Genomic DNA, 24,462 nt, shown 5'->3' on the forward strand with positions numbered 1-24,462 from the left:
CACTAGGCGTGAGGATGCCGTGCCAGGGCTCTCATTCGGTGAGTCGGCCCGCACGAGTGACCAGGAGTACCCCGCGGCCCGCGCACGGAGGCCCCGGGCCCTGGTCCCGTGCGCGCGCCTCGCTCGTATGCTCGGTTCATGACCGATCCTGATCCTCAGAGCGGACGTCCCACCTCCAACGCCATGCGGCGCGCGCTCAAACGCGCCCGTGACGGTGTCGCCCTCGACGTCACCGAGGCCGCCGTCCTGCTCCAGGCGCGCGGCGACGATCTGACGGACCTCGCGGCGTCCGCCGCCCGGGTCCGGGACGCGGGCCTGGCGGCGGCGGGCCGGCCGGGCGTAATCACGTACTCGCGCAAGGTCTTCATCCCCCTCACCCGCCTCTGCCGTGACAAGTGCCACTACTGCACCTTCGTCACCGTCCCCGGCAAGCTCCGCCGCGCGGGCCACGGGATGTTCCTCTCGCCCGACGAGGTGCTGAAGATCGCCCGTGACGGCGCGGCGATGGGCTGCAAGGAAGCGCTGTTCACCCTCGGCGACCGCCCCGAGGACCGTTGGCCCGAGGCACGGGAGTGGCTGGAGGCGGAGGGGTACGACGACACCCTCGCGTACGTACGGGCGATGGCGATCCGGGTCCTGGAGGAGACGGGCCTGCTGCCCCACCTCAACCCGGGCGTGATGACCTGGACCGACCTCCAGCGGCTCAAGCCCGTGGCGCCCTCCATGGGGATGATGCTGGAGACGACGGCGACCCGCCTGTGGTCCGAGCCGGGCGGCCCGCACCACGGCTCCCCGGACAAGGAACCGGCCGTACGGCTCCGGGTCCTGGAGGACGCGGGCCGCTCCAACGTGCCCTTCACCACCGGCATCCTGATCGGTATCGGCGAGTCGTACGAGGAGCGCGCCGACTCCCTCTTCGAGCTGCGCAAGACGGCCCGCGCCTACCACGGCATCCAGGAAGTCATCGTGCAGAACTTCCGCGCCAAGCCGGACACGGCGATGCGCGGGATGCCGGACGCGGAGCTGGAGGAGCTGGCCGCCGCCATCGCGGTGGCCCGGCACATCCTCGGCCCCTCGGCCCGCATCCAGGCCCCGCCGAACCTGGTGGACGCCGAGTACGCGCTCCTCATCGGCGCGGGCATCGACGACTGGGGCGGGGTGTCCCCGCTCACCCCCGACCATGTGAACCCGGAACGCCCCTGGCCGCACATCGACGAACTGGCCGCGAAGACCGCCGAGTCGGGCTTCACTCTCCGCGAACGCCTCACCATCTACCCGGAGTTCATTCAGCGCGGGGAGCCCTGGCTCGACCCCCGCCTCCTCCCGCACGTCCGGGCCCTGGCCGACCCGGAGACGGGCCTGGCCCGCGAGGACGCGCTCCCCGTCGGTCTGCCCTGGCAGGAGCCGGACGAGGGCTTCACCTCCTCCGGCCGCACCGACCTGCACACCACGATCGACACCGAGGGCCGCACCGGCGACCGCCGTGACGACTTCGACGAGGTGTACGGGGACTGGGAGGCGCTCCGGGAGGCGGCGGCGCCCGGCATGGTCCCGTCCCGGATCGACGCCGACGTACGGCAGGCACTCAGCCAGGCCGCCGACGACCCGACGAAGCTCACCGACGACCAGGCCCTCGCCCTGCTCCACGCGGACGGCCCGGCGCTGGACGAGCTGTGCCGGATCGCGGATGCGCTGCGCCGGGACGTGGTCGGTGACGAGGTCACGTACATCGTCACGCGGAACATCAACTTCACCAACGTCTGCTACACCGGCTGCCGCTTCTGCGCCTTCGCCCAGCGCCGCACGGACGCCGACGCGTACACGCTCTCCCTGGACCAGGTCGCGGACCGGGCGGCGCAGGCGTGGGATGTGGGCGCGGTCGAGGTCTGCATGCAGGGCGGCATCCACCCGGACCTGCCGGGCACGGCGTACTTCGACATCGCGCGGGCGGTGAAGGAGCGCGTCCCCGGCATGCACGTCCACGCGTTCTCGCCCATGGAGGTCGTCAACGGCGCGACCCGCACCGGCATGTCGATCCGCGACTGGCTGACGGCGGCCAAGGAGGCGGGACTCGACTCGATCCCCGGTACGGCGGCGGAGATCCTGGACGACGAGGTCCGCTGGGTCCTCACCAAGGGCAAGCTGCCCACGGCCACCTGGCTGGAGGTCATCAGGACGGCGCACGAGGTGGGCCTGCGCTCGTCCTCGACGATGATGTACGGGCACGTGGACCAGCCCCGCCACTGGCTGGGCCACTTCCGCACGCTGGCTCAACTCCAGCAGGAGACCGGCGGCTTGACGGAGTTCGTCACGCTCCCCTTCATCCACACCAACGCCCCGGTCTACCTGGCCGGCATCGCCCGCCCGGGCCCGACGGACCGCGACAACCGGGCCGTCACGGCGATGGCGAGGCTCCTCCTGCACCCCCACATCACCAACATCCAGACGAGCTGGGTGAAGCTCGGCACGGAGGGTGCGGCGGAAATGCTCCGCTCGGGCGCGAACGACCTGGGCGGCACGCTGATGGAGGAGACCATCTCCCGTATGGCGGGGTCGAGTTACGGCTCGTACCGCTCCATCCAGGGCTTGCAGGAGATCGCCGACCTGGCCGGCCGCCCGTCCCGCCCCCGCACGACGCTGTACGGCGAGGTCCCGGCCGAACGGGTCGCAGCGGCCACGGCCTCGGACGGCCACCTACCGGAGCTGCTGCCGGTGGTGCCGGGCTGAGGGGTGTGGGAGGGGAAGGCGGGCGCGGGCCGGGGCCGTCCCCCTTCCCCCACTACGGGTGGCAGCCCTCTGCCGCCATGATGACGGGCAGGTGGGCTCGCAGGAGCTTTACGAGGGCCTCACGGCGTTCGACGATGTCCTTCGGGTTGTCCACCCCGTCGATTTCCAGAATGTACTGGCTCTTCTTCCCTTTGTACGTGCACGCCTGCACGGCCATCGCTCCGTGGTCCGCGACGGTGGCGCCGTCACCGATGCCGTCGGCTGGTGCAGGGTTGCCCAGCCGCCGCATACTCCGCTCCGTGGCCTTCAGCAGGTCGAAGTCGGGCTCCTCCACGTTGCCCCGCACGTAGAGGGAGAGCTTGCCGTCCACGTACACCTGGCAGCGCGGTTGCTCCGGAGCGGAGATACCGTCGTCGACCTTCAGTTTCTCGCCTTCCGGAAGGAACGGGGCGACGAGGGCGGAGTCCACTTTCCTCCCGCACAGCTCCGAGACCTCGAACGTCTTCTGGGAGCTGCACCCTGCCGACCCGACCGCGACCGCCGCGAGCAGTGCGGCACCGCGCGCGGGCATGGTGAGGTCCTTCCGCGTGGTTCGCATCACCCTCCTCCCTTGAGGCCCTTGACCCGACTGTTCGCATCGTAGGCTGCACCGTTGATCTCGCCGGTGATGACGAACCGGCTACTGCCGTGGTCGGGATTGGCCTTGATCCAGGCGTCAGCGAGCGCTTGCAGCTGCCGCTCCCTGCCGACGAAGGTCTTTTCGTTCTCCTGCTGCTGGATCGTGTCGATCCGCTTCTGTTCCTGCTGCTGCCACTCGTAGGTCACCGCGTCGACGCCACGCTGCGCGATGTCACCGACCCCCGGCACGAAGTTCACGATGCTGCCGAATCCGTGGTACATCCACTTCGCATCCCACGTGGGGTCGTCCTTGTCGGTCACCAGGGCTTGGTACCGTGCCTGTTCGAGGAACCCGACGGTGCCGCCCGCGCGCAGCAGGGTCTCGTTCGGGTCCTCCGCGTTGTTTTCGCGGATGTCCCTCACGATTTCCTGGTTCAGACCCTCGTTAACATGCCGTAGGAGTTCTGGTCGCGGGAGACCTGCTTCGAGACCTCCAGCAGCTGGTCCCGGTCCAGCAGCCTCGCGTCCTTGGGGTCGTCGGCCAGCGCACTGGCGGAGTGGTGCACCACGTCCCCGTGGTTCGTCAGGACGATCGCCATGTCGTCCCGCATCGCGGCGGGGAAGTCGTCGCCCCGCTCCGCGAGGTACTTGAGCGAGCTGTCGAGCACCTGCCGGTGCTGTCCGGTGTGTTCGACGGGGCGCGCGGACCTGTCATCCGGGTCGACCCCGGTCGCGGCTGCGACGAGGGCGTTACCGGTCGCCTCGTAGCTCGCGTTCGGGCCCGTGTAGTCGCTCGCGGACTTCCCGTATCCCATGGAGTCGGGCACCACGTCGTTGAAGGGCTTGCGGTCCTTGAGGACGTGCTGGGCGTTGTCCTGCGGGTCGGTCGAGCTGAAGAAGTCCGTCGCCGCGTCGGGGTTGTGGGCCAGCGCCTTCATGAACCCGGTCATCGGGTCCGTACCGGCGTCGTTGTTCTCCCCGTAGTGGAGCTGGTCGATCTTCGCGTACGACGGGAGCTTGTCCCAGGGCAGCACGTCCTCCCGGTGCTTGCCGCCGGGACCCGGGTCCTTGACGTCCCCGGTGTTCTCCTTCTCGAACTTGACGAGCGCGTTGCCGTAGTCGTTGAGGAACTCGCCCTCGTACTTGCCGTGGCGCATGAGGTTGCTCATCGCCTGGAACCCGTAGACGCGGGTCTGGCTGGTGCCCTTGCCGTTGCCGACGTCCTCGCCGCCGAGGGCGACGGCCTTCTCCTTCCACGCCTCCATGCCCTCGCTGTTGGAGTGCGATGCGGTGGCCAGCGTGGTGCCGAGCTGCTTCTCCAGCGTGCCGAGCAGCTCCATGCGCTTCTCGCGGTCCTCCCGCGTGCCCGTGGCCCCGCCGTCGCGGTTCTCCCAGCTGTCCAGGTCCACGGCCCCGGCGAAGAACTTCAGCGTCCCTTCCGGGCCGAGGCCGAGGGCCACGCGTTCGGCAAAGACGGGGTCGTTCGGGTGGGCCTTCAGCAGGGCGTTGAAGCGTTCCAGCTGCTCGTTGGCGATCTTGCTGGGGTCCAGCTTGCCCAGGGCGATGAGCTCGTCGGAGTCGTCGATGGACTTCTGCGCCGCGTCGAAGCTCTTGAAGCCGTTCGACTCGAATCCGTGCTTGTCCTTGGCGTGGAAGCGCAGCGCCGTGGCGGCCGTGCTGTCGGTCTCGGCCGCCGCGGTCAGGATGGTGCTGATCTCCCTGGCCACCGCGTCGATCTCCGCCTGCGTCGGCGGCTCGATCTTCGCGTTCCCGGCCGCCTGCGGCGAGGGGACGGCGGCATTCACCATGCCCTTGTCGTTCACGTAGATGTTCTTCTTGGCGGCCCGGCTCACCGCGTCCGCCAAGTCGCTCTTGTGCTCGGTCAGTTTGCTGTGCGCGCCGCTCAGGATCGTGTGCACACTCCGTGCGACGGTGACGACGTCGCCGAACTCCCGCGCCGTGACGGTGACGAAGTCCTTGGTCACCGTCGCGTTCTGCCCCTTCCAGTCGGCCGCCTTGGCCTTGCGGTCCATGTCCGCCGCGCTGACCGCGCCGCCACCGCCGTCGGCCACCTTGACCAACTTGTCGATCATCGCCTGCCAGTCCGTCACCGCAGCCTGGAGCTTGCCCAGCCGCAGATCGTTGAGCTCTTGGAAGGTGACCATGCCGTTCGCCCCCGTGGTTCGCCGTGCTGGCTTACGTGTAGTAGTCCCGGATACGCGAGACGGAGAGGTCGTCACCGCCGGCGGTGCGCATGTCCGTGACGATCTTGACCTCGTCCTTCGCGTGCTCGGCGCGCGAGTAGTCGAGGTGGTTGGAGATGTGCGCACAGGCCTGCTTGAGCGTTCCCGACTTCGTGTTCCAGGCGTCATGCAGTTCGGTCAGGGCGGAGCCCATGTCCAGTCCGTCGTTGAAGAGCTGGATGGACGCGTCGAAGGTGTTCTGCCGGGCGTGGTCGGACGCGGTCGAGAACTGCTGCCGCAGACCGTACGCCAGGTTTCCCAGCGCCCCCAGGACGTCGTTGTGGACGATCAGGTCCCCGTTGTCGCCGCTCCCGCCGCCGCGTTCGGGTGCGACCTGGTTCAGCTGCATGGACGCGTCCTGCTGCGCCCTGGTCTTCGCCTGCTCCCACTCGTCCCACGCCATAGGTCCTCCGTGAAGCCGTACGCCGATTCTTCTTCCGCCATGAGGTTGCCTCTTGCTCCACGTTATCTTTGCTCCTTGATCGTTTGCTGAAGGGGTGTCGGGCGGGTATCTCAGAACCGGCCTTCCGTTTCGTTCTGTCATGACCCGGGCAACTCTTGCGGGGGTCATCCCTGCCGTCACGTGCTGTTGAGACAGGAGCAGAAAATCATGCGAACCCTGCCGATACCGGTACTCGCCCGCAAAGTCCGCCGCCAGGCGCACGCGACCACGGGCGCCTCTCTTTCCTTGCGCAACCACGCCTCCCGCACCGCCGCCGTCCTGGCCGCCGCCGGCCTCCTCGTGCTCGGCACCGCGACGGCCGCGCACGCCGATCCGCCGCAGCACCTTCCCCAGAACGCCGGGGGCTACGAGCAGACCTTCTCGCCCGCCTACGACTACGACGGCGACGGCTGCTACGCCACCCCCGCCATCGGCCCGGACGGCACCCTCGCCCCCGGCCTCAAGACGTCCGGCGCGATCAACGGGAGCTGCCGGGACCAGTGGGACCTGGACAACTCCCAGACGTACGCCCGCTCCAAGTGCAACAACGGGTGGTGCGGCATCGTCTACGCGAGCTACTTCGAGAAGGACCAGGCCGTCCACGGCAGCGGGCTCGGCGGGCACCGCCACGACTTCGAGCACGTCATCTCCTGGGTCAACCAGGCCTCGAACCAGGTGGATTACGTCTCCACCACCCAGCACAGCACCGTCAAGACCTACCCCCGCTCCCAGGTGCGGTTCGACGGCTCCCACCCCAAGGCCGTCTACCACAAGGACGGCCCGAGCACCCACTTCTTCCGCCTCGCCAACAACAACGACGAGCCGCCCGAGAACCACTACGGGAACTGGCGCTACCCCCCGATCGTCGACTGGAACGGCTTCCCCAGCACCGCCCTGCGCGACAAGCTCATGAACGCCGACTTCGGGTCCGCGACCATCAAGGTCACCGACAAGGACGACCGCTTCCGGAACCTCCTCAACAACTCCAAGCCCGCCGGCATCCCCTTCGACCCCTGGGCCTGAGGGGCTCCCAGGCCCTCACGCCAGGGGGAAGGCCCGCCGGTAGTCGCTCGGCGACACCCCGACCTGCCTGAGGAAGTGGTGGCGGAGGTTGTTCGCGGTGCCGAGGCCGCTCAGCTCCCCGATCCTGGAGACCGGCAGGTCCGTCGATTCCAGGAGGCTCTGAGCCCGCCGGATCCGCTGGTTGAGCAGCCATTGCAGCGGAGTCGCCCCGGTGGCCGCCTGGAGCCGCCGGTAGAGGGTGCGCGGGCTCATCGCGGCCTGCCTGGCCAGGTCCTCGACCGTCAGCGGCTCGTCGAGGCGCTCCCGGGCCCAGTCCAGCACGGGCGCCAGCCCCCGGTCGTCGGTGGCGGGCATGGGCTGGTCGATGAACTGCGCCTGGCCGCCGGGCCGGTGGGCCGGTACCACCATGCGGCGGGCCAGCTGGTTGGCCACGTGGGCGCCGAGGTCGCGGCGTACGAGGTGGAGGCAGAGGTCGAGTCCGGCGGTCAGTCCGGCGCTGGTGAGGACGTCGCCGTCGTCCACGTACAGCACCGAGTCGTCGACCTCCACCTTCGGGTAGCGGGCGGCCAGTTGGGACGTGTGCAGCCAGTGGGCGGTGGCCCGGCGGCCGTCGAGGATGCCCGCCTCGGCGAGGGCGAAGGCTCCCGTGCACAGGGAGACCATGCGGGCGCCGGAGTCGTAGGCGCGGCGCAGAGCGGTGATCAGTTCCGGCGGCAGTGGCCGGCCCTCGTCGACGCAGGCGTCGGGCACCGAGGGCACGATGACCGTGTCGGCGCCGACGAGGTCGGTGAGTCCGTAACGGGTGTGCAGGGACAGGCCGGTCGTCCCGTTCGCGGGAGTGCCCGGGTCCTGGCCGGGCTCGCCCGTGCCGCAGAGCCGCAGGTCGTACCACGGCTCCGCCAGATCGGGCTGCGGCTTCCCGAGCACCGTGCAGGGGATGCTCAGTTCGTACAGATCCCAGGAAGGGACGTGCATCTCCTCGGTCACGACCACGGCGACGGAACCAGCGCTCATGCTCCTCAGCGTATGGCAGGAATTTGGTGATCGCCGTCATCGCTGTCACTTCTCCGGTCCGCCCCCGGCTGCGAGCGTGGTGCGTACGTGATCAACCGGCCCAGGCGTGGGCATACGTACGGGAGTTGAGGCATGGGTACCGAGCGTTCGGCCGTCACCGTCATCGGGCTGGGGCAGATGGGATCGGCGCTGGCCGCCACCCTGCTGGAGCGGGGGCACCCGACCACCGTGTGGAACCGTTCCGCGCAGAAGGCGCAGCCGCTGGTCGAGCGAGGCGCCCGGCCGGCCGCGACGCCCGAGGAGGCGGTCGCGGCGAGCCCGCTGGTCATCGTCTGCGTCCTGGACCACGACGCCCTGCACGCCACCCTCGACCCCGTCGCGGGCTTCCTGGCGGGCAAGACCCTGGTCAACCTCACCTCCGGGTCACCGGAACAGGCCCAGGAGGCCGAGGCGTGGGCCCGCGCGCACTCCGCCGACTATCTCGACGGCGCGATCATGACCACTCCGCCGGGGGTCGGCAGCCCCGAGATGATGTTCCTCTACAGCGGGTCGCGGACCGTCTTCGAGACCCACCGCCCGACCCTGACGGCCCTCGGCGACCCCCTGCACCTTGGCGCCGAGCCGGGTCTGGCCTCCCTCTACGACGCCGCCCTGCTCGGCCTGATGTGGTCCACCATGACCGGCTGGCTGCACGGCACCGCCCTGGTCGGCGCGGAGAAGACCGAGGCCACGGCCTTCACCCCGGTCGCGATCCGCTGGCTGAGCGCCGTGACCGGCTTCCTGACCACCTACGCCGCCCAGGTCGACGCCGGCCGCTACCCGGGCGACGACGCCACCGTCGACGTACAGATCGCGGCCATCGACCACCTCCTGCACGCCGCGGCGGCCCGGGGCATCGACAACGCCCTGCCCGAACTCCTCAAGGCCACCATGGAACGCACCCGGGACCTGGGCCACGGCTCCGACAGCTACGCGAGCGTCATCGAGGTCCTGAAGAAGGGGGCGGGCAGCGCGTGACCATGACCCCGTCGGCCACCACGACAACACCCGCTCCAGCCGCGCCTCCGCGCTGGACGGACCTGCTCGCCGCCGCCACCGAGGACAACCTGGCCGCCCTGGAGGAGGCGGCCGGGCGGGACTGGTCGCGCCCCGCCCACGGCCTCGACTGGACCTGCCGCCAGACGCTGGACCACCTCGCCCTCGGCCTGACCGGTTACGCGGGCCTGCTCATCGCCCGCCCCGCCGACCGCTACATCACGCTCTTCGCCTCCCTCGACCCCCAAGCCGCCATCCCCGACTGCCTGGACGGCCTCCGCGTCGCCGCCACCTTCGCTCTCTCCACCATCCGCGACACCCCGCCGGAGGTACGGGCCTGGCACCCCTGGGGCACCTCCGACGCCGCCGGCTTCGCCGCCATGGCGGTCACCGAACTCGCCCTCCACACCTACGACATCACCCGCGCCCTCGGCGTCCCGTGGGCCCCGCCCGAGACCACTTGCGCCGCCGTCCTGGCCCGCCTCTTCCCCGACGCGCCTTCCGGGCACAGCCCCTCCGGCACGCTGCTGTGGTGCACGGGCCGCGCCCCGCTCGCCGGGCTGCCCCGGCGCGTGGACTGGCGGTGGGACGGCACCGTGCGCGGCGATCTGCCGCGTACCGGAGTGCCCGCCGGGTGACGTCCTGCGGTACGTCCCCGACGAGTGACCGCCGCACCGGCCCGGCCCGGGCGGTCAGCCCAGGGTGAGCTGGAAGTGGGCCGTGTCCCGGGAGCCGGGGGTCGGAGTGCTGACCTCCACCGTGACCGGAATCCCCTTCCGGGACGGCTTGAGGCGGAGGGGGACGGTGCGTTCGTCGTCCTCGGGGAGGGGCTGTGCGAGGGCGGCGGTTGAACGGGCGTGGTTCAGCCATTCCACGTCGTACCCGGCGTGGTCCTCGTCGCTCGCCTCGCCCGCCCGGACGTCGAGAGGTGGGGAGTACGAGTCCCCGTCGAGGGCCAGGTCCTCGTCGGTGCCGTTCTCGTAGGTCACGGTGAGGCTGTAGGTGCCGTCGTCGTGGGCCTCGGGGCGGCTGACGGTGACGCGCAGCCCGTCCTCGTACCGGGCCGTCGCACCGGGCCCGAGCGGTTGGTACGCGCTGCCCGACCGGCCGGGCTGCTCCATCTGCCCGTCACCGTCGAGGCTCTTCTCGAACTCCGTCACCGCGTGCGCCGCGAGCGCGAACAGCGCGAGAAGAGCGATCGCCGCGATCCAGCAGCCGTGGAACCACCGCGAGCCGTCGGCGGCGGGTGGCGTCTCTGCTGCGGTGGCCGCTTCTTCCGTGTCCATGACGCCCACGGTAGGAAGCGGACGCCGCGTGATCATGAGCGTCCGTACTCAGGGGCGGTTGAGTAGAGGCGAGCGGGCCGGCGGGATGACGTGATGGGGCCGCCTTCTCACCAGCCGCGCTGCGCCGCTCCCAGCACCGTACTGCCGATGGACGCGGCGAGGCGTTCGGCGCGGGAGAGGTCGCCGTACTTGTCCACGTGCACGAACACCGTGTGGTGGTCCGCCCGTTCCCCCCACGCGGCCGTGTCGCCGTTGAACGCGATGCCCACACCGTCGTACGTCGCCATGCCGTACGAGTCGAACTCCGGCTCGTCCGGCCACCGGCCCTCCCAGTCGATGCCCGCCACGCCTCGGCCGAGCGCCCGCACGAAGCGTTCCTCCACCGTCCCGAGCGGCGCTCCAGCCATCACCGACAGAGGCAGCTCTGCCTCCAGCGCGGCATCGCCCGCCGTGCTCACGTCGAGGTCGAAATCCGCGAAGTCGCCCGTAGCCGGGTCGTGGCGGCTCTCCAGGTAGTCGAACGGCCCCTCCGGCAGCACGGCGGCCATCCTGCGCACGTCCGCGACGGTGAACAGCTCGGCATGGAGCAGGACTTCGTCGTCGCGCTCCTCCAGCATCCCGCAGAGACGCACAGCCTGCGCGTACGCCTCGGCCGCGTCGGTGGTACGGAGAACGGGGTACGCCACGGAGTTGCCCATGCCCGCACTCTCACACCGCCTCGTGCCCGCCCGCCACCCGAATTGCGCGCAGCCGTGCGCGTGTGAGGGCCCGCGCCCCCGCCCGGTGAGGACGGGGACGCGGGCCCTCGGGACGTACGCCGGCCGGTTCAGGCCCCGGCCGCGAACTCCACGAAGGCCGCCCAGGCGGGGGCGGTGATGAGGAGGGCGGGGCCGGTGGGGGTCTTGCTGTCGCGTACGGGGACGAGGCCGGGGTAGCCGTCCGCGACCTCGATGCAGTTGTTGGGGCCCCCGTCGCTGTAGCTGGACTTGCGCCAGGTCGCGGTGGAGAGGTCGGGGGTGGTCGCGGGTGCTACCCCTTCCGTACGTCGTCGATGAAGGCGGTCCAGGCGGGCGCGGCGATCACGAGGGCGGGGCCGGTCGGGACCTTGCTGTCGCGTACGGGGACCACGCCGGGGTAGCCGTCCGCCACCTCGATGCAGTTGTTCAAGCCCCCGTCGCTGTAGCTGGACTTGCGCCAGGTGGCTGTCGAGAGGTCGGGCGTGCGCTTCATGATCCTCTGAACTCCTTCAGGACGCCCCTGATGAAGGCGATGGAGTCGGGCGGGGGCAGCGACCGATCCCGTGCCCGATCGTAGGACAGCCGGGCGCGCGTCACGTCTTCCGGATCTTCCAGCAGTTCAGAGCACTGGTTGCCTTCCATGTAGGCAACGGCACTCCCGTCCTCCTGCCACATCAGTGTGAGGGAGCCGTCCATCAGATGATGCGCCCCGGCCGAGAGCGGAAGGACCTGAAGGGTGACCATCGGCAGCTCTGCGATCTCGATCAGATGCTCCAACTGGGCCTCCCAAACTTCCGCGCTGCCCACCTGACGCCGTAGCCCGTACTCGTCGATGATGATCCGGACGGTCGGAGCCGGGTTGCGGTAGAGCAACTGCTGACGGCCCAGTCGCGCTATGACCTGCTCCTCGACGGACTCGGCTTCGCTCTCCGTTTCCTGGTCGCCGGACAACAAGGCGCGAGCCACCTCCTCGGTCTGGAGCAGACCCGGAATGCCGAGCGTGAACAGGTGCATGATGCGGGCCGAGAGCTCCAGCCGCGCGGCTTCCTTGTACTTGTCCTTGAAGACCTCCCTCCGCGCCACCTTCCACAGCTCGACGAGCAGCCCGCCCGTCTTGTAGAACCGGTCCAGGTCCTCCATCACTGCGAGCTTCGAGAGCCGTTTGCCTGTCTCCAGGCGGTACAAGTAGCTCTTGTCGTAGCGGGTCTTCTCCGCGAGCTGGCCGAGCGACAGCCCCGCCTGCTCCCGTAAGAACTTCAGCGCGCGCCCCAGCGCCGCGCGCCCGGACTCCGCTTCGACTTCCACTTCCGCGACTTCGGTCATCCCCGACCCCTTGCCGTTGTCCTGTGCACAGGCAATCGCGTGCCTCTGTCGAGCGTAGGGCGGCGGCCGTGACGATGGGGGCACGAACGGTAATCGCCACCCGTCAGGGACACGCGACCCCCACGCGCTAAGGACGCCGACATGATCGAGACCTCGCAGCTCCGCCTCCTCCCCTGGAGGTCCCCCGAGGGCAAGCCCTGCTATCTGAGCACCAGCGACCCCAACAGCCGGGTCTCCCGCCTCGCCGACAAGGTGGAGGAGGAGCAGATCGAGTGCGGCAACGTCGTGCTGGAGGGGGCGCAGGAAGTGCTGGCGGACCAGGTGGCCGGGGAGGTCGCCCTACGGTTCGCGCTGACGCAGGCCGTGCTGTCCCTGAGGGACGTGCTGCTCATCGCGCACAGCCGGGGGGAGCGGCTGCCCGATCCCGAGGTCCGCTGACAGACTGACCCCCATGCCCGCGATTCCGCCCCGCCGCCTCTCCCTCCAGCAGATCGTCGAAGGGCAGCGGCGCGCCGCGTTCGTCGGGCGGGAGAGCGAACTCGATCTGTTCCGGCGGAACTTCGCCGTTCCGCCCGAAGACCCTCGCCACCGGTTCGTCTTTCATGTGCGGGGTAACGCCGGGGTCGGCAAGACCTCGCTCGTGCACGAATGGCAGCAGGTGGCAGGGGAGGTCGGGGCGCTCTCCGCGTCCGTCGATGAAGCGGCCGACTCCGTGCCGGAGCTTCTGTCTTCTGTGGCCGGGCAGTTCGCCGAGCAGGGGCATCCGCTGCGGGCGCTGGACCGGATGCTGGTCACGTACCGGCGTGCTCTCCACGACATGGCCGGGCGGCTCGCGGCCGACGGGGACGAGCCCTCGCCCGCCGCCCTCGCCGCCGCGCAGGCCGGGCTGATCGCGGCCGGGGCGATCCCGGTGGTCGGGGCGCTCGCCGGCGGCATCGATCCGGCGGTCGTGGCGCGGGGCGCCGGCGGGCTGCGGGCGGTGTTCGGCGGGCGGGCCCGGCAGCAGGAGGAGGCACGGCTGCTGGCGGAGCCGGTACGGGTCCTCACGCCGGTGTTCGTCGCCGAGCTCGGGCGGGTCGCGGACGCCGTGCCGTGGGTCGTGCTGTTCCTGGACACGTACGAGCGCACCGCGCCCCTGCTGGACCGGTGGCTGGCGGACCTGCTGCTGCGCGGCCGGTACGGAGAGCTGCCCGCCAACCTGGTCCTGACCCTGGCCGGGCAGCGGCGCCTGCATCCCGCGCACTGGGGCGATCGGGGCCGCCTGGTGGCCGACGTACCGCTGGGGCCGTTCACGGAGGCCGAGTCGCGTCAACTCCTCCACGGGCGCGGGGTGGTGGAGGAGCCGGTGGTACGGGAGGTGCTGCGGCTCTCCGGCGGGCTGCCGGTCCTGGTGTCGACGCTCGCCGCCAACCCGGGCGCGGCCGGCGAGGCGAACGCGACCGCCGTCGAGCGCTTCCTGGCCGGCGAGAGTGACCCGGCCCGCCGGGCGGCCGCGCTCGCCTGCGCGCTGCCACGGCGGTTCGACGAGGACCTGGTGGCCGTGGCCGTCGGCGCACCGGAGGGCGGGTCGTACGCCGTGCCGGGGCTCTACGACTGGCTGCACGAGCTGCCGTTCGTCGCCGAGCGGCACTCCGGCCACTCCCGCTACCACGCCGTCGTCCGGGCCCCGATGCTCCGCCTCCAGCGCACCGGATCGCCGCGCCGCTGGAAGGCGGCGCACGACCGGCTGGCCGAGGCCTTCGCCGCCCGCCGGGACGCGGCGGCCGAGGGGGTCGACCCGGAACGGCTCTGGGCCGAGCAGCCCTGGCGCCGGGCGGCCCTGGAAGTGCTCTACCACCAGCTGTGCGCCCGCCCCCGCACCGCGCTGCCCGAGGCCCTGCGCGCCGGGATCGCGCTCTGCTCCCAGCGGCCGTCCCGCGCCCGCTACTGGGCACGGACCCTCGCGGAGGCGGGCGAGGACACCGACAACGCCGTACTGCGGGAGTGGGGCCGGGACCTGCTCGCCGCCATAACGGACCACGGCCCGCGTCCCACCGCCGCCCTCGGGCTGCTGCTGACCCGGGCCGAGCTGACCGATACGGACCGGGCGGCCGCGCTCGTGGTGCGGGCCTGGGACCGGTTCCGGGCCGGGGAGCTGGAGGCCGCCCTGTCCGACCACGGGCGGGCGATCGCCGTGGACCCGCGCAGCGAACGTGCCCACCAGGGGCGGGCGGTGATCCTGCGGTCGCTCGGGCGGTACGAGGAGGCGCTCGCCGACCTGGACCGGGCCGAGGAGATCGCGCCCGCCTGGGCCTGGGCGGTGCGCGAGCGCGGGGAGACGTACCGGCGGATGGGCCGCCTGGAGGAGGCCCTGACCGTGCTGGACCGGGCGCACGCCCTGGACCCGTCCGACGCGGTGCCGCTGGGCAGCCGGGGCCTGGTCCGCCATGGGCTGGGCCGGCACGAGGAGGCGCTCGACGACTTCGACCGGGCGGTCGCGCTGTGGCCGGAGTACGCCTGGGCGCTGGTCCGGCGGGCCCGGGTCCGCACCGGCCTGGGCGACCGGGTGGGGGCCCTCGCCGATCTGGACCGGGCCGAGGAGCTTGCCCCCGGGCTCGCGGGGACGGAGGGGGAGCGGGGCGAGGTGTACCGGGCGACGGGGCGGTACGAGGAGGCCGTGGCCTGCTACGACCGGGCCATCGCGATGGACCCCGGCTACGCCTGGGCCCACGGCAGCAGGGCGCTGGCGCTGGAGGCCCTGGGGCGGATCGCGGAGGCGCGCGCGGACCTGGACCGGGCGCTGGAGCTGGACCCGGAGTACGGCTGGGCGCGGGCACAGCGGGAGCGGCTGGGGTGACCGGAGCGTAGGGGGGAGCAGGGCTTGCGGGGCGCAGGGCGCGCGGGGCGTCGCGTGGGCGGTCGGCGCTGCTCGTACCTCACCGACATTCGGACGAATTGGTTGAACGGCCGTTGAAGGCATTCGGCCGAAAAATGCTTTGCCGGGGTGCGGGCGTCGGTCGGGGCGGTAGTGGCGGAGGCCTTTTACGGTCATTCCGGCGAGTTGTGGTGCGTGGAATTGTCCTGACGGCTTGTTCGGTGCGGTCGAACCGGGGAGATGGGTCGACTACTCGCCTATTCGCGTTGGTCCGATTCCCGGCCGTCACGGCCGAAGAGCAGGCCGAAAGCGTGCACCGTTCTCAGGAGTGCCCCGCACGCGCGACCGGGGGCGAATGGGGGAGTGGTGTCGCTGCTTCGGTGTGTTGTCCGTCGGCCGGCCGACGGACCGGTCGGTGAGCCGGCCGGTGGATCAGCGGGTGAGCCGGTCGACCGGCCGGCCGGTGCGGACCCGGGCCGTGCGCCGGCCGGTGCGGGCCCGCGTCATGGGTCAGCCGGTGTGGCCCCGCGGCATGGGTCAGCCGGTGTGGCCCCGCGTCATGGGTCAGCCGGTGTGGACCCGCGTCATGTTCTTCTCCGCGAGCGGCGCGTAGTACTCGGTGAACAGCTTGCCGACCAGCTCGCCCCGGCTGGAGACGCCGACCTTCTCGAAGACCGCCTTGATGTGGTCGCGGACCGTGTGCGGCGACAGGTGCAGCTGTGCGGCGATCTCGCCGGTCGGCAGGCCGCGCGCGATGTACTGGGTGACCTCGGTCTCGCGGTCGGTGAGCTCGTACGCGTCCACGATCAGCGGCACGATCTCGGAGGTCTTCGCCGGTTCGATCACCACCGCCGCCGCGCCGAGTCCGCCGTTCGCCTCGCGCAGGCAGGAGGCGTGGCAGACCAGCCAGCGGCCCGCACGGTTCCGTACGCGGGCGCGCGCCTGGCCGCGGTCCCGCTCCTGCGCGACGGCGCGCGCCTTCATCGCCGTCGCCTGGACCCAGGCCGGTACGCGGATGCCCTGCGGCGACGGCACGGCGGGGCCTTCGGGGAGGGTATCGAGGTAGGCCAGGGCGTCGTCGTTGACCGACATCAGCGCACCGCTCGCGTCGAACAGGAGGAGCCCGGGGCCGTACGGAGCGTCCGGCAGCGGTTGAGGCGACGGCTCGGCGAACGAGCGCAGCTGCTTGGCGAGCGGGGTGAGGACGGAGGCGATCAGCTGCGTCTCGGCGTCGTCGAAGGCCGGGCGGCCCTCCGCCCGGAACAGGCTGATGTGGCCCTGGGGGTGGCCTCCGACGCGCAGGACCGCGCGCAGCTCGTCCTGGAGTCCGCGCGGCCGCATGAAGGTCTGGTACAGCGTGCTGCGCGCGGGCAGGTCGTTGGTGGTCTGGCGGAGTCCGGCGACCGGCACCGAGGCCTGCGCCAGATCGCGGAAGAGATTGACGTTCTCGGTGAACAGCTCGGATTCCCAGTAGACGGCGCAGCCGCCCTCGTCCAGATTCTCCGCACGGATCGGCGCGGTCATCATGCCGGTCACGGGGTCGGTCACGCGCCATACCGCCGCGTCGTACGGCATGAGCCGCCGCAGCTGCGTCGAGGCCTCGGCGAACATGCTGAGGGCGTCGGTGGCCTTCGCGGACCGGGAGAGCAGTTCCGCCCGGCCGACCGAGATGCGCGAGATCATCGAACTCGTCATCCCTTGAATGTGCCAGTTCCTACGGTTCCGTCCAACCCCTCACCTGAGGGAGGCGGTCCTTTCACGCCGTTTCTCCGCCGCACCCCGCCCCCCTTGATTGCGGGATGGGAACCGCGCCCGTATCCCGCAAGTGTGCTGTTCATGCGGATTGGGATTATCGGAGCGGGAATGTTGGGGCGCGCGGTCGCCAGACGGGCCGCGCTGGCCGGTGCGGCGGTCCTGCTGGCGGACCGGAGCATCGGCCAGGCCCGGGTGGCGGCGGCCGAGGCGACGACCGCGGAGTCGGCCGGCACGGTGGTGGCCACGACGCTGGCCGCGGCGCTCCGGCCGGAGATCGTGATCTTCGCGATCCGGTGGCCCCAGGCTCTGGAGCTGACCCGGCTGCACGCCGGTCTGCTGACCGGCAAGGCCGTGGTGGACCTGAGCGTTCCGTCGCGGACCGATCCGGAGTCGAGCGCGGTCCGCCAGCTCGTCTGCCTCGCCCCGCAGGTGCGCTGGGTCAAGGCTCTGACCACCGCCGACGCCGGCGCGCTGCACAGCGGGTACAGCGAGGGCCTTCCGGTGGACGTGTTCGTCGCCGCCGACGACGAGGGCGCCAAGGTGGCCGTCGTGGAGCTGTTCGACCGGTCCGGTCTGCGGGCCTTCGACGCCGGAGGCCTGGACAACGCCTGGGTGCTGGAAGGCATGGGGCGGCTGGGGCAGGAGGTGGGAGAGCGGCTTCAGCTCAGCGAGAGCTGGAGCTTCAAGTTCATGCCCAGTTGGTGATCTCCCGGACACTGCGGTTGAGTTTCAGGAAGGCGTTCACACATGTCTACGCACCATCAATTCTCCGTTCTCGGTCCACTCGTCGTCCAGGGCGCGCACGGGCCCGTGCGCCTCGGCGGTAATCGGCAGAGAATCCTGCTGACCTTGCTGTTGCTGGAGGCCAACCGGGTGGTCGGCGTGGGCCGGCTGATCGAGGCGATCTGGCGGGAGGCGCCGCCGGCGACGGTCCGCAGCCAGTTACGGATATGCGTGTCCGGCCTGCGAAGACTTCTCTCGGCCGCCGGCGTCGCGGCCCAGATAGAGACGCACCCTTCCGGCTATCTGATCCGTGTGCCGCGCGCGCATCTCGATCTGTCCCACTTCGAGGACCTGCTCAGCCGGGCGCGGGCCGAGGCGCGATCGTCGCCGGAGGACGCGGTCGTCCTGTTCCAGCAGGCCCTCCAGCTCTGGCAGGGGCCGGTCGGTGCCGGGCTCGACAGCGAGCTGCTGGAGACCGTGGCCCTGAAGGTGAACGAGGACCGGCTGTCCGCGATCGAGGACCACATCGAGCTCGAACTGGCTCTGGGCCGGCACCGCCAGGTACTCGGCGAGCTCACCCGCCATGTGACGGAGAACCCCTTCCAGGAGTCGCTGTGCCTCCAGCTGATGCTGGCGCTGTACCGGTCGGGCCGGACGGCGGAGGCGCTGTCCGTCTACCGGGACACGCGCCGGAGGCTGGCGCGTGAGCTGGGGCTGGAGCCGAGCGAGAAGCTGCGCGTGATGGAGCGGATGATCCTGGACGGCCGCTCGGCGGGGGAGCTGTCACCGGCATTCGTAGCCGCGACATCGAGGTCCGGCCTGGCCGGGGCGGCCGCCGGGCCGCAGGACCGGATCGGGCCGCAGGACCGGATCGCTCTGCTGGAGCGCGAGATCGCGGATCTGCGCGACGCGAGCGTACGTCCCGGCTGACCGCTGACCGCTGACCGCTGACCGCTGACCGCCGACCACGATCCCGTACGCCGAGCCTCCCCATACCCCCTAAGCAGGGGATGGGAGAGGGCCTGGCGGACGAGAACACTGCTCCTCATCGCCGCCGCGCCTGGTGAGACCGCCGCGTGGCCCGGGAGGAAGGACGTGATCGTGGCAGGACGACCTGGACACGCGGACATCGCCGAGAGCGCCATGGACGGGCTCGTCGCGCGGCTCAAGGGTGAGGTCTTCACCCCGGAGGACGCGGGGTACGCGAGGGAGCTGCCGGGCTTCAACCGGATCGGGCAGCACCGGCCGGATGTGATCGTCGCGGCGCAGTCGGCCGAGGACGTGTCCGCCGCGGTCTCCTTCGCCGCCCGCCAGGGGCTCCCCATCGCCGTTCAGGCGACCGGCCACGGCATCGCCGCTCCGGCGGACGGCGGCGTCCTCGTCTCCACGCGCCGGATGAACGCGGTCGCCGTCGACCCGATGACGCGTACGGCGCACGTCGAGGCCGGAGCGCAGTGGCACCAGGTGATCGCCGCGGCGGCGCCGCACGGCCTCGCCCCGCTCAACGGCTCGTCGCCGCTGGTCGGCGTCGTCGGCTACACGCTCGGCGGCGGCCTCGGGCCCCTCGGCCGGCAGTACGGCTTCGCGGCGGACCATGTGACCTGCATCGAGCTGGTCACCGCCGACGGCGGCGTCCGGCAGGTCACGCGCGACCGGCACCCGGACCTGTTCTGGGCGCTGCGCGGCGGCAAGGGCAACTTCGGCATCGTCACCGGTCTCTGGTTCGGCCTGATGCCGGTGCGCCGGCTCTACGGCGGCGGCCTCTACTTCCCGGGCGAGCAGGCGGCGCAGGTGCTCCACACCTGGCGGCAGTGGTCCGCGACCGTGCCGGAGGAGATGACCTCCTCCGTCTCGCTGCTGCGGCTGCCGGACGTGCCGGACGTGCCGGAGTTCCTGCGCGGAACGTTCGCCGCGCATGTACGGATCTCCTTCACCGGCCGCGCCGAGGAGGGCGAGCGGCTCGTCCGCCCGCTGCGCGAGTGCGGTACGCCGCTGGCGGACTCCGTCGCCGAGATGCCGTACACCGAGGTGGGCGAGATCCACCAGGACCCGGCGCACCCGCTCCCGTACCACGAACGCAACATCGTGCTGCGGGAGTTGGGCTCGCAGGCCATGGAGGCGCTGCTGCGGGTGGCCGGGGCCGGTTCGTCCTGCGGTGACCTGATGGTCGAGGTGCGCCAGCTCGGCGGCGCGCTCGCCCGGCCCGCCGAGGTGCCGAACGCGGTCGGCGTCCGCGAAGGCGCGTACACGCTCTCCACGCTCTCGGCGCCCGGTTCGCCGGACGTGGTCCTCGGGGCGATGCAGGAGTGGGGCACGGGCCGCCGCTATCTGAACTTCCTGGCCGGTGCGGACACGGCCGGATCGGCGGCGGAGTGCTTCGCCCCGGAGACCTTGAGCCGGCTGGCGCGGGTGAAGGCCGAGGTCGATCCGGACAACCTCTTCCGGCTCAACCACAACATCGCGCCGCTTCCGTAAGGCGCCGCCGCCCGGCCGCCGCTCGTCCGGATCCCGAGCCGCTCGTTCTTGGCAGGTTCTCGTCACTATTTGGAGTGCATCATGACCACGCACGAGGCCGCGTCCACCGCGGCCGTCAGCACCGCTTCCTCCCCCGGAGCCCGCTCGGACGGGCTGCGCTACGGCGCCCTGTTCGGCCCGGTCGTCTTCGGCGTCACCGCCGCCGGGGTCGCCCTGCCGGACGTGGCGTCCTCCCTCGACGCCTCGGCCACCGCCACGGCCTGGGTCCTGACCGCGCACGCGCTGGCGCTCGGCGTCGGCACGGCGCTGTTCGGCCGCCTCGCCGACACCCGGGGCGTGCGCGCCGCGCTGCTCCTCGGCTCGCTGGCGCTCGCCGTCGGCGCGGTGATCTGCCTCGTCGCGCCGAACCTCGGCGTCCTGGTGGCGGGCCGCTTCGTGCAGGCCGCCGGTTCCGGCGCCATGGCCGCCTGCGCGATGGCGCTCACCGCCTCCGTACCGCCGGAGAGGCGGGCGCAGGTCTTCGCCGGATTCGGGGCGACGATGGCGATCTTCTCGGCCAGCGCCACCCTGGCCGGCGGCGTCTTCACCGAGTGGGTGACCTGGCGCATCGCCCTGGTCCTGCCGGCGCTCTCCCTGCTCGTCGTGCCGCTGTGCCTGGCCGGAGCACCGGCGCGGAAAAACTCCGGCAGGTCCATGGACCTGCCGGGAGCGGCCCTGCTGACGCTCACCGCCATGTCGTTCCTCGTGCTGATCCAGTCCTCCGCGCTCGCGCTGTCCACCCCGCTGGTGACCGCGACCGCCGTCGTGCTGCTCCTGTCGGGCGCCGGACTGATCTGGCGTACGCGCAGCAGCGAGACCTCCTTCGTGCCGCGCGCGCTCGTCACCGACGGCGTCTTCCTGAAGGCCGCCGTCATCGGCATCGGCGTGTACGGCGGTCTGTTCGCCGCGATGTACGCCGTACCGCAGCTCCTCGTCCGCGACCACGGCTGGAGCGTCCTCGCCGTCGGCGTCTGGCTGCTGCCCGGAGCGGTCGTCGGCGCGGTCCTCTCCCGGCTGGCCGGCCGGCTCACCGCGGGCGACCGTGGCAACCTGCTGCTCGGCGCGGTCTCCCTCGCCTTCGCGGCGGCGCTCGCCGGTGCGCTGTCCGGCTCCGGCGTCGTGCTGCTGATCCTCGGTGCCTCGCTCGGCTTCTCCGCCTTCTCCGTCACCCAGGTCTTCACCACCGCCCTGATGTCCGGACACATCGAACCGGCCCGGCGCGGCGGTGCGATGGGGCTGCTCAACCTCACCTTCTTCGTGGGTGGCGGTGTCGGCAGCGCCACCGCAGGGGCGCTGGCGAAGTCGATGTCGCTCTCCACGGCGCTCGGCGTCGTCGCGCTCTTCCCGCTGATCGCGGCCCTGGTCGCCTTCACGCTGTCCCGGCGCACGCCCTAGACGCCGTCCGTCGTGAAGCCCGCGCCGTGAAGCCCGCGCCGCGAAGCCCGCGCCGCGAAGCCCGCGCCGCGAAGCCCGCGCCGCAAAGCCCGCTCCGACCGCCGCGCGCCCGTACAGAACCGCCGTACAACCGCCCGCACAGCACCGCCGAGACGGTGCTGTGCGGGCGGCCGCGTTCCACGACACGCAGGTGATACGTCACCGATAGGCCTCGCCAGCACGATGGACCCCGTACCGCCCTTGCCCCGTGATCAGGAGAGCGGAAGACCGTCATGAGCCACATCATTGATCCTGAATTCGACAGTCACATAAGTAAGTTGATGGCATGGCACTTCGGTGCCGAGACCGGCTCGCCGTTCTGGCTCGGAAAGCTGGACGGACTCGGGTTCGATCCGGTCGCCGAGGTGCAGGGCCTGGCCGACCTGACGCGCTTCCCGGACGTCAGCGCCGAACTCCGCTCCGTACCGGCGCAGGACCTGATCCCGCGCGGCCTCGCCGACCGCCCGTTCCGCGTCTACGACTCCGGCGGCACCACCGGCTCGCCCAAGCGCATCGTGGACAGCGCCTACCGGTCGCAGGTGACCGAGTGGGCGCGGGAACGCCTCATCGCGAACGGCGTTCCTGCGGACGGAAATTGGCTGCACCTGGGACCGAGCGGCCCGCACGTCATCGGCTTCGACACGGGTCGTTACGCCGCGCTCGGCGGCGGCATCTTCTACACCGTCGACCTCGATCCGCGCTGGGTGAAGAAGCTCCTGTCGGACGGCCGGGGCGAGGAGGCCGACTCCTACATCCAGCACCTTCTGGACCAGGCGGAGACGGTCCTGGAGAGCCAGGACGTCGCGGTGCTCAACACCACGCCACCGCTCCTGGAGGCGATCTGCGCCCGGCCGCGCCTGTACGAGCTGGTGCGCACCAAGGTCCGCGCGATCATCTGGGCCGGAACCTCCATCAGCCGGGAGAGCCTCAAGCAGCTCGACGAGGTCTTCTTCCCGGCGGCGCACGTGGTCGGCGTCTACGGCAACAGCCTGATGGGCGTGGCGCCGCAGCGGCCCGCCCGGCCCGGCGACGCCTACCCGAGCGTCTTCGAGCCGTTCCCGGAGACCACGCGCCTCCACCTCGTCGACGAGGCCGGTGAGCCGGTGGCGTACGGCGAACGCGGCCGGGTCCTGCTCCACCTGGTCTCGGAGGAGATGTTCCTGCCGAACGTCCTGGAGCGGGACACCGCCATCCGGATCGAGCCGCGGGACGGGTCCACCGTGGACGGCCTCGCCGATGTGCAGACGTACCGCACCCTCGACGACGTGGCCATCATCGAAGGGGTCTACTGATGAGCACCGCAGCGCCCGCCACCGTCGTCCTCGACCCGAGCGTCTGCGGTCGCCGCGTCGCCAGCTCCGACCGCTCCCGGCTGCCGAGCGTGCTCGGCGGCGACCTCGCCGACATCGGAACCGCGCCACGGCTCCTGGCGGTCGCCGCGCTCAACGAGATCCGCGCGCACGCGGACGGCAGACCGCCCGCCTTCGAGGTGTTCACCGGAGCGGCCGAGCTCTTCGCCACCGCGACGCTGGACGGCGAGAGCCCGCAGGAGTACGCGCGGCGCGTCTGCCACGCCACCGGCCTCACCGCCACCGCTGTCGACCAGGCCGTCGCCGACCTGACCGCCGAACTGCGCGCGCTCCCGGCGACCACCGCCGCCGAACTGCCCGCCACCGGCTTCGGGGACGGCTTCGACACCCGCTGGGTGCCGCGCGGCCGGGTCTTCGCCGCCGTGATGGCGAGCAACCACCCGGTGCCGAACATCTCCTGGGCCCAAGCGCTCTTCCACGGCTACAGCGTGCTCGTCAAGCCGGGCAGCCGCGATCCGTTCACCCCGGCCAGGCTGCTGGCCGCGCTGACGGCGGCGGGCCTGGAGCCGAGCAGGGCCGCGTTCCTGCCGTGCTCGCGCGAGGTCGGCGAGTACCTGCTGCGGGAGGCCGACCGCGGCATCATCTACGGCGGCGAGAGCGCCGTCTCCACCTGGCACCAGCGCGAATCGGTGGCCGTGCGCGGCCCCGGCCGGACCAAGGCGCTCCTGGACACGGCTGCGGACGACGACGTCATCGAGCACCTGGCGCTCTCCGCCTCCTTCGACGGCGGCACCCGGTGCACCAACCTCTCGGCGGTCCTCACCACCGGGGCGGTCGAGGAGGTGGCCGACCGGCTCGCGGAGCGGCTCGCGAAGCTGCCGTCGCTGCCGGCGACCGACGGAGCGGCGACGCTCCTGGTGGTGAACCGGGCCCGCGCCGAGGCGCTGCGCGAACAGGTCGCCGCACTCCGCGCCTCGCTCACCGACCACAGCGCACGCGCCGGCGAGTACGAGACCGTCGTGGAGCTGGTCGACGGCTCGTTCCTGCTGCGGCCAGTCGTGCTCTCCGCCGACCGCGCCGGCCATCCGGCGGTCGGCACGGAACTGCCCTTCCCCTTCGTCGTGGTGGCCCCGTGGACGGAGGCCGACGGCGTGGAGCCGCTCCGCGACTCGCTCGTCCTCAACCTGCTCACGGACCGCGAGGAGCTGGTGGAGGCCGCGGTACGGGAGCCGAGCGTACGGAAGGTGACGCGCGGCCGGGTCCTGCCGTGGACCGCGACGCCGGGTATCCCGCACGACGACAACTACACGCAGTTCCTCCTGGAGCCGAAGGGCCTCGTGGCCCAGCGCTGACGTCCCGAAGCCCGGCCCGTTCACCCAAGACACACCAGACCGCGAGAAAGGGATTCCGCATGCCCATGAACA

Annotated in this window: 23 protein-coding genes; 12 read left to right on the forward strand and 11 right to left on the reverse strand. The window is 71.5% G+C overall.

The features are described 5' to 3' along the window. The first annotated feature begins 138 nt into the window (after positions 1-138). On the forward strand, positions 139-2,727 hold the full coding sequence (locus tag IF17_RS0121375; RefSeq protein WP_030568315.1) for a bifunctional FO biosynthesis protein CofGH: 2,589 nt from the start codon (positions 139-141) through the stop codon (positions 2,725-2,727). 52 nt (positions 2,728-2,779) lie between these two features. Here IF17_RS0121375 and IF17_RS0121380 read toward each other — a convergent pair whose 3' ends face one another. Genes IF17_RS0121380 through IF17_RS0121390 form a run of 4 tightly spaced genes read right to left on the reverse strand, consistent with a single transcriptional unit; the run spans position 2,780 to position 5,991 of the window. Next, on the reverse strand, positions 2,780-3,325 hold the full coding sequence (locus IF17_RS0121380) for a hypothetical protein (protein ID WP_030568317.1): 546 nt from the start codon (positions 3,323-3,325) through the stop codon (positions 2,780-2,782). After that, positions 3,325-3,768 carry a hypothetical protein gene (locus IF17_RS1000000139855; RefSeq protein ID WP_244890526.1) on the reverse strand — a complete coding sequence of 148 codons (444 nt, stop codon included), beginning with the start codon at positions 3,766-3,768 and terminating at the stop codon, positions 3,325-3,327. The genes IF17_RS0121380 and IF17_RS1000000139855 overlap by 1 nt, the downstream gene beginning before the upstream one ends. An 11-nt stretch (positions 3,769-3,779) precedes the next feature. Further along, on the reverse strand, positions 3,780-5,510 hold the full coding sequence (locus IF17_RS01000000136610) for a hypothetical protein (RefSeq protein WP_244890527.1): 1,731 nt from the start codon (positions 5,508-5,510) through the stop codon (positions 3,780-3,782). Positions 5,511-5,541: 31 nt separating this feature from the next. After that, positions 5,542-5,991: a hypothetical protein gene (locus IF17_RS0121390; protein WP_030568319.1), complete on the reverse strand. Its 450-nt coding sequence runs from the start codon at positions 5,989-5,991 to the stop codon at positions 5,542-5,544. A 207-nt stretch (positions 5,992-6,198) separates the two neighbouring features. Here IF17_RS0121390 and IF17_RS0121395 point away from each other — a divergent pair, with 207 nt between their 5' ends. Continuing rightward, a complete protein-coding gene (locus tag IF17_RS0121395) occupies positions 6,199-7,053 on the forward strand; it encodes an NPP1 family protein (protein WP_030568320.1) in 855 nt (284 codons plus the stop codon). Between the two features lie 15 nt (positions 7,054-7,068). On the opposite strand, the gene IF17_RS0121400 is transcribed toward IF17_RS0121395, so the two are convergent. Beyond that, positions 7,069-8,046: a GlxA family transcriptional regulator gene (locus tag IF17_RS0121400; RefSeq protein WP_030568322.1), complete on the reverse strand. Its 978-nt coding sequence runs from the start codon at positions 8,044-8,046 to the stop codon at positions 7,069-7,071. 153 nt (positions 8,047-8,199) lie between these two features. Here IF17_RS0121400 and IF17_RS0121405 point away from each other — a divergent pair, with 153 nt between their 5' ends. Both IF17_RS0121405 and IF17_RS0121410 read left to right on the forward strand, forming a co-directional pair. Further along, a complete protein-coding gene (locus tag IF17_RS0121405; protein WP_030568324.1) occupies positions 8,200-9,084 on the forward strand; it encodes an NAD(P)-dependent oxidoreductase in 885 nt (294 codons plus the stop codon). Between the two features lie 2 nt (positions 9,085-9,086). Next, on the forward strand, positions 9,087-9,740 hold the full coding sequence (locus tag IF17_RS0121410; RefSeq protein WP_051884084.1) for a maleylpyruvate isomerase N-terminal domain-containing protein: 654 nt from the start codon (positions 9,087-9,089) through the stop codon (positions 9,738-9,740). 54 nt (positions 9,741-9,794) lie between these two features. On the opposite strand, the gene IF17_RS0121415 is transcribed toward IF17_RS0121410, so the two are convergent. The 5 genes from IF17_RS0121415 to IF17_RS0121430 all read right to left on the reverse strand — a co-directional run bounded on the left by IF17_RS0121415 (position 9,795) and on the right by IF17_RS0121430 (position 12,448). Next, positions 9,795-10,388: a hypothetical protein gene (locus tag IF17_RS0121415; RefSeq protein WP_030568328.1), complete on the reverse strand. Its 594-nt coding sequence runs from the start codon at positions 10,386-10,388 to the stop codon at positions 9,795-9,797. A 107-nt stretch (positions 10,389-10,495) separates the two neighbouring features. After that, the gene (locus IF17_RS0121420; protein ID WP_030568330.1) at positions 10,496-11,086 is read right to left on the reverse strand and encodes a hypothetical protein; all 591 of its coding nucleotides are present in this window, start codon (positions 11,084-11,086) and stop codon (positions 10,496-10,498) included. 128 nt (positions 11,087-11,214) lie between these two features. Beyond that, a complete protein-coding gene (locus tag IF17_RS1000000137940; protein WP_076967425.1) occupies positions 11,215-11,454 on the reverse strand; it encodes a DUF397 domain-containing protein in 240 nt (79 codons plus the stop codon). Further along, complete coding sequence (locus IF17_RS0121425; RefSeq protein WP_030568333.1) at positions 11,418-11,618, reverse strand: DUF397 domain-containing protein; 201 nt, start codon at positions 11,616-11,618, stop codon at positions 11,418-11,420. The genes IF17_RS1000000137940 and IF17_RS0121425 overlap by 37 nt, the downstream gene beginning before the upstream one ends. Then, complete coding sequence (locus IF17_RS0121430) at positions 11,615-12,448, reverse strand: helix-turn-helix domain-containing protein (RefSeq protein ID WP_030568335.1); 834 nt, start codon at positions 12,446-12,448, stop codon at positions 11,615-11,617. The genes IF17_RS0121425 and IF17_RS0121430 overlap by 4 nt, the downstream gene beginning before the upstream one ends. A gap of 141 nt (positions 12,449-12,589) precedes the next feature. Between IF17_RS0121430 and IF17_RS0121435 the strand changes: the two genes are divergently transcribed. Further along, positions 12,590-12,886 (forward strand): hypothetical protein, encoded by a 297-nt coding sequence (locus tag IF17_RS0121435; RefSeq protein ID WP_030568337.1) that lies wholly within the window; start codon positions 12,590-12,592, stop codon positions 12,884-12,886. Between the two features lie 13 nt (positions 12,887-12,899). Next, positions 12,900-15,284 (forward strand): tetratricopeptide repeat protein, encoded by a 2,385-nt coding sequence (locus tag IF17_RS0121440; protein ID WP_030568339.1) that lies wholly within the window; start codon positions 12,900-12,902, stop codon positions 15,282-15,284. Between the two features lie 582 nt (positions 15,285-15,866). Here IF17_RS0121440 and IF17_RS0121450 read toward each other — a convergent pair. Continuing rightward, positions 15,867-16,997, reverse strand: coding sequence for a helix-turn-helix domain-containing protein (locus IF17_RS0121450; RefSeq protein WP_030568343.1), 1,131 nt, complete (start codon positions 16,995-16,997; stop codon positions 15,867-15,869). A 141-nt stretch (positions 16,998-17,138) separates the two neighbouring features. Between IF17_RS0121450 and IF17_RS0121455 the strand changes: the two genes are divergently transcribed. The 6 genes from IF17_RS0121455 to IF17_RS0121480 all read left to right on the forward strand — a co-directional run bounded on the left by IF17_RS0121455 (position 17,139) and on the right by IF17_RS0121480 (position 24,390). Then, on the forward strand, positions 17,139-17,762 hold the full coding sequence (locus IF17_RS0121455) for an NADPH-dependent F420 reductase (RefSeq protein WP_030568345.1): 624 nt from the start codon (positions 17,139-17,141) through the stop codon (positions 17,760-17,762). Positions 17,763-17,804: 42 nt separating this feature from the next. Beyond that, positions 17,805-18,710 carry an AfsR/SARP family transcriptional regulator gene (locus IF17_RS0121460; RefSeq protein ID WP_076967281.1) on the forward strand — a complete coding sequence of 302 codons (906 nt, stop codon included), beginning with the start codon at positions 17,805-17,807 and terminating at the stop codon, positions 18,708-18,710. Between the two features lie 171 nt (positions 18,711-18,881). Beyond that, the gene (locus tag IF17_RS0121465) at positions 18,882-20,255 is read left to right on the forward strand and encodes an FAD-binding oxidoreductase (protein WP_244890529.1); all 1,374 of its coding nucleotides are present in this window, start codon (positions 18,882-18,884) and stop codon (positions 20,253-20,255) included. 81 nt (positions 20,256-20,336) lie between these two features. Continuing rightward, positions 20,337-21,689 (forward strand): MFS transporter, encoded by a 1,353-nt coding sequence (locus tag IF17_RS0121470; protein ID WP_030568348.1) that lies wholly within the window; start codon positions 20,337-20,339, stop codon positions 21,687-21,689. 320 nt (positions 21,690-22,009) lie between these two features. Next, positions 22,010-23,020: an AMP-binding protein gene (locus IF17_RS0121475; protein ID WP_244890530.1), complete on the forward strand. Its 1,011-nt coding sequence runs from the start codon at positions 22,010-22,012 to the stop codon at positions 23,018-23,020. Then, complete coding sequence (locus IF17_RS0121480) at positions 23,020-24,390, forward strand: aldehyde dehydrogenase family protein (protein WP_030568351.1); 1,371 nt, start codon at positions 23,020-23,022, stop codon at positions 24,388-24,390. Before IF17_RS0121475 ends, IF17_RS0121480 begins: the two co-directional genes overlap by 1 nt. The last annotated feature ends 72 nt before the right edge of the window (positions 24,391-24,462 follow it).

Source organism: Streptomyces cyaneofuscatus (genome assembly GCF_000718135.1).
In the GTDB taxonomy this organism is placed as follows: domain Bacteria; phylum Actinomycetota; class Actinomycetes; order Streptomycetales; family Streptomycetaceae; genus Streptomyces; species Streptomyces cyaneofuscatus.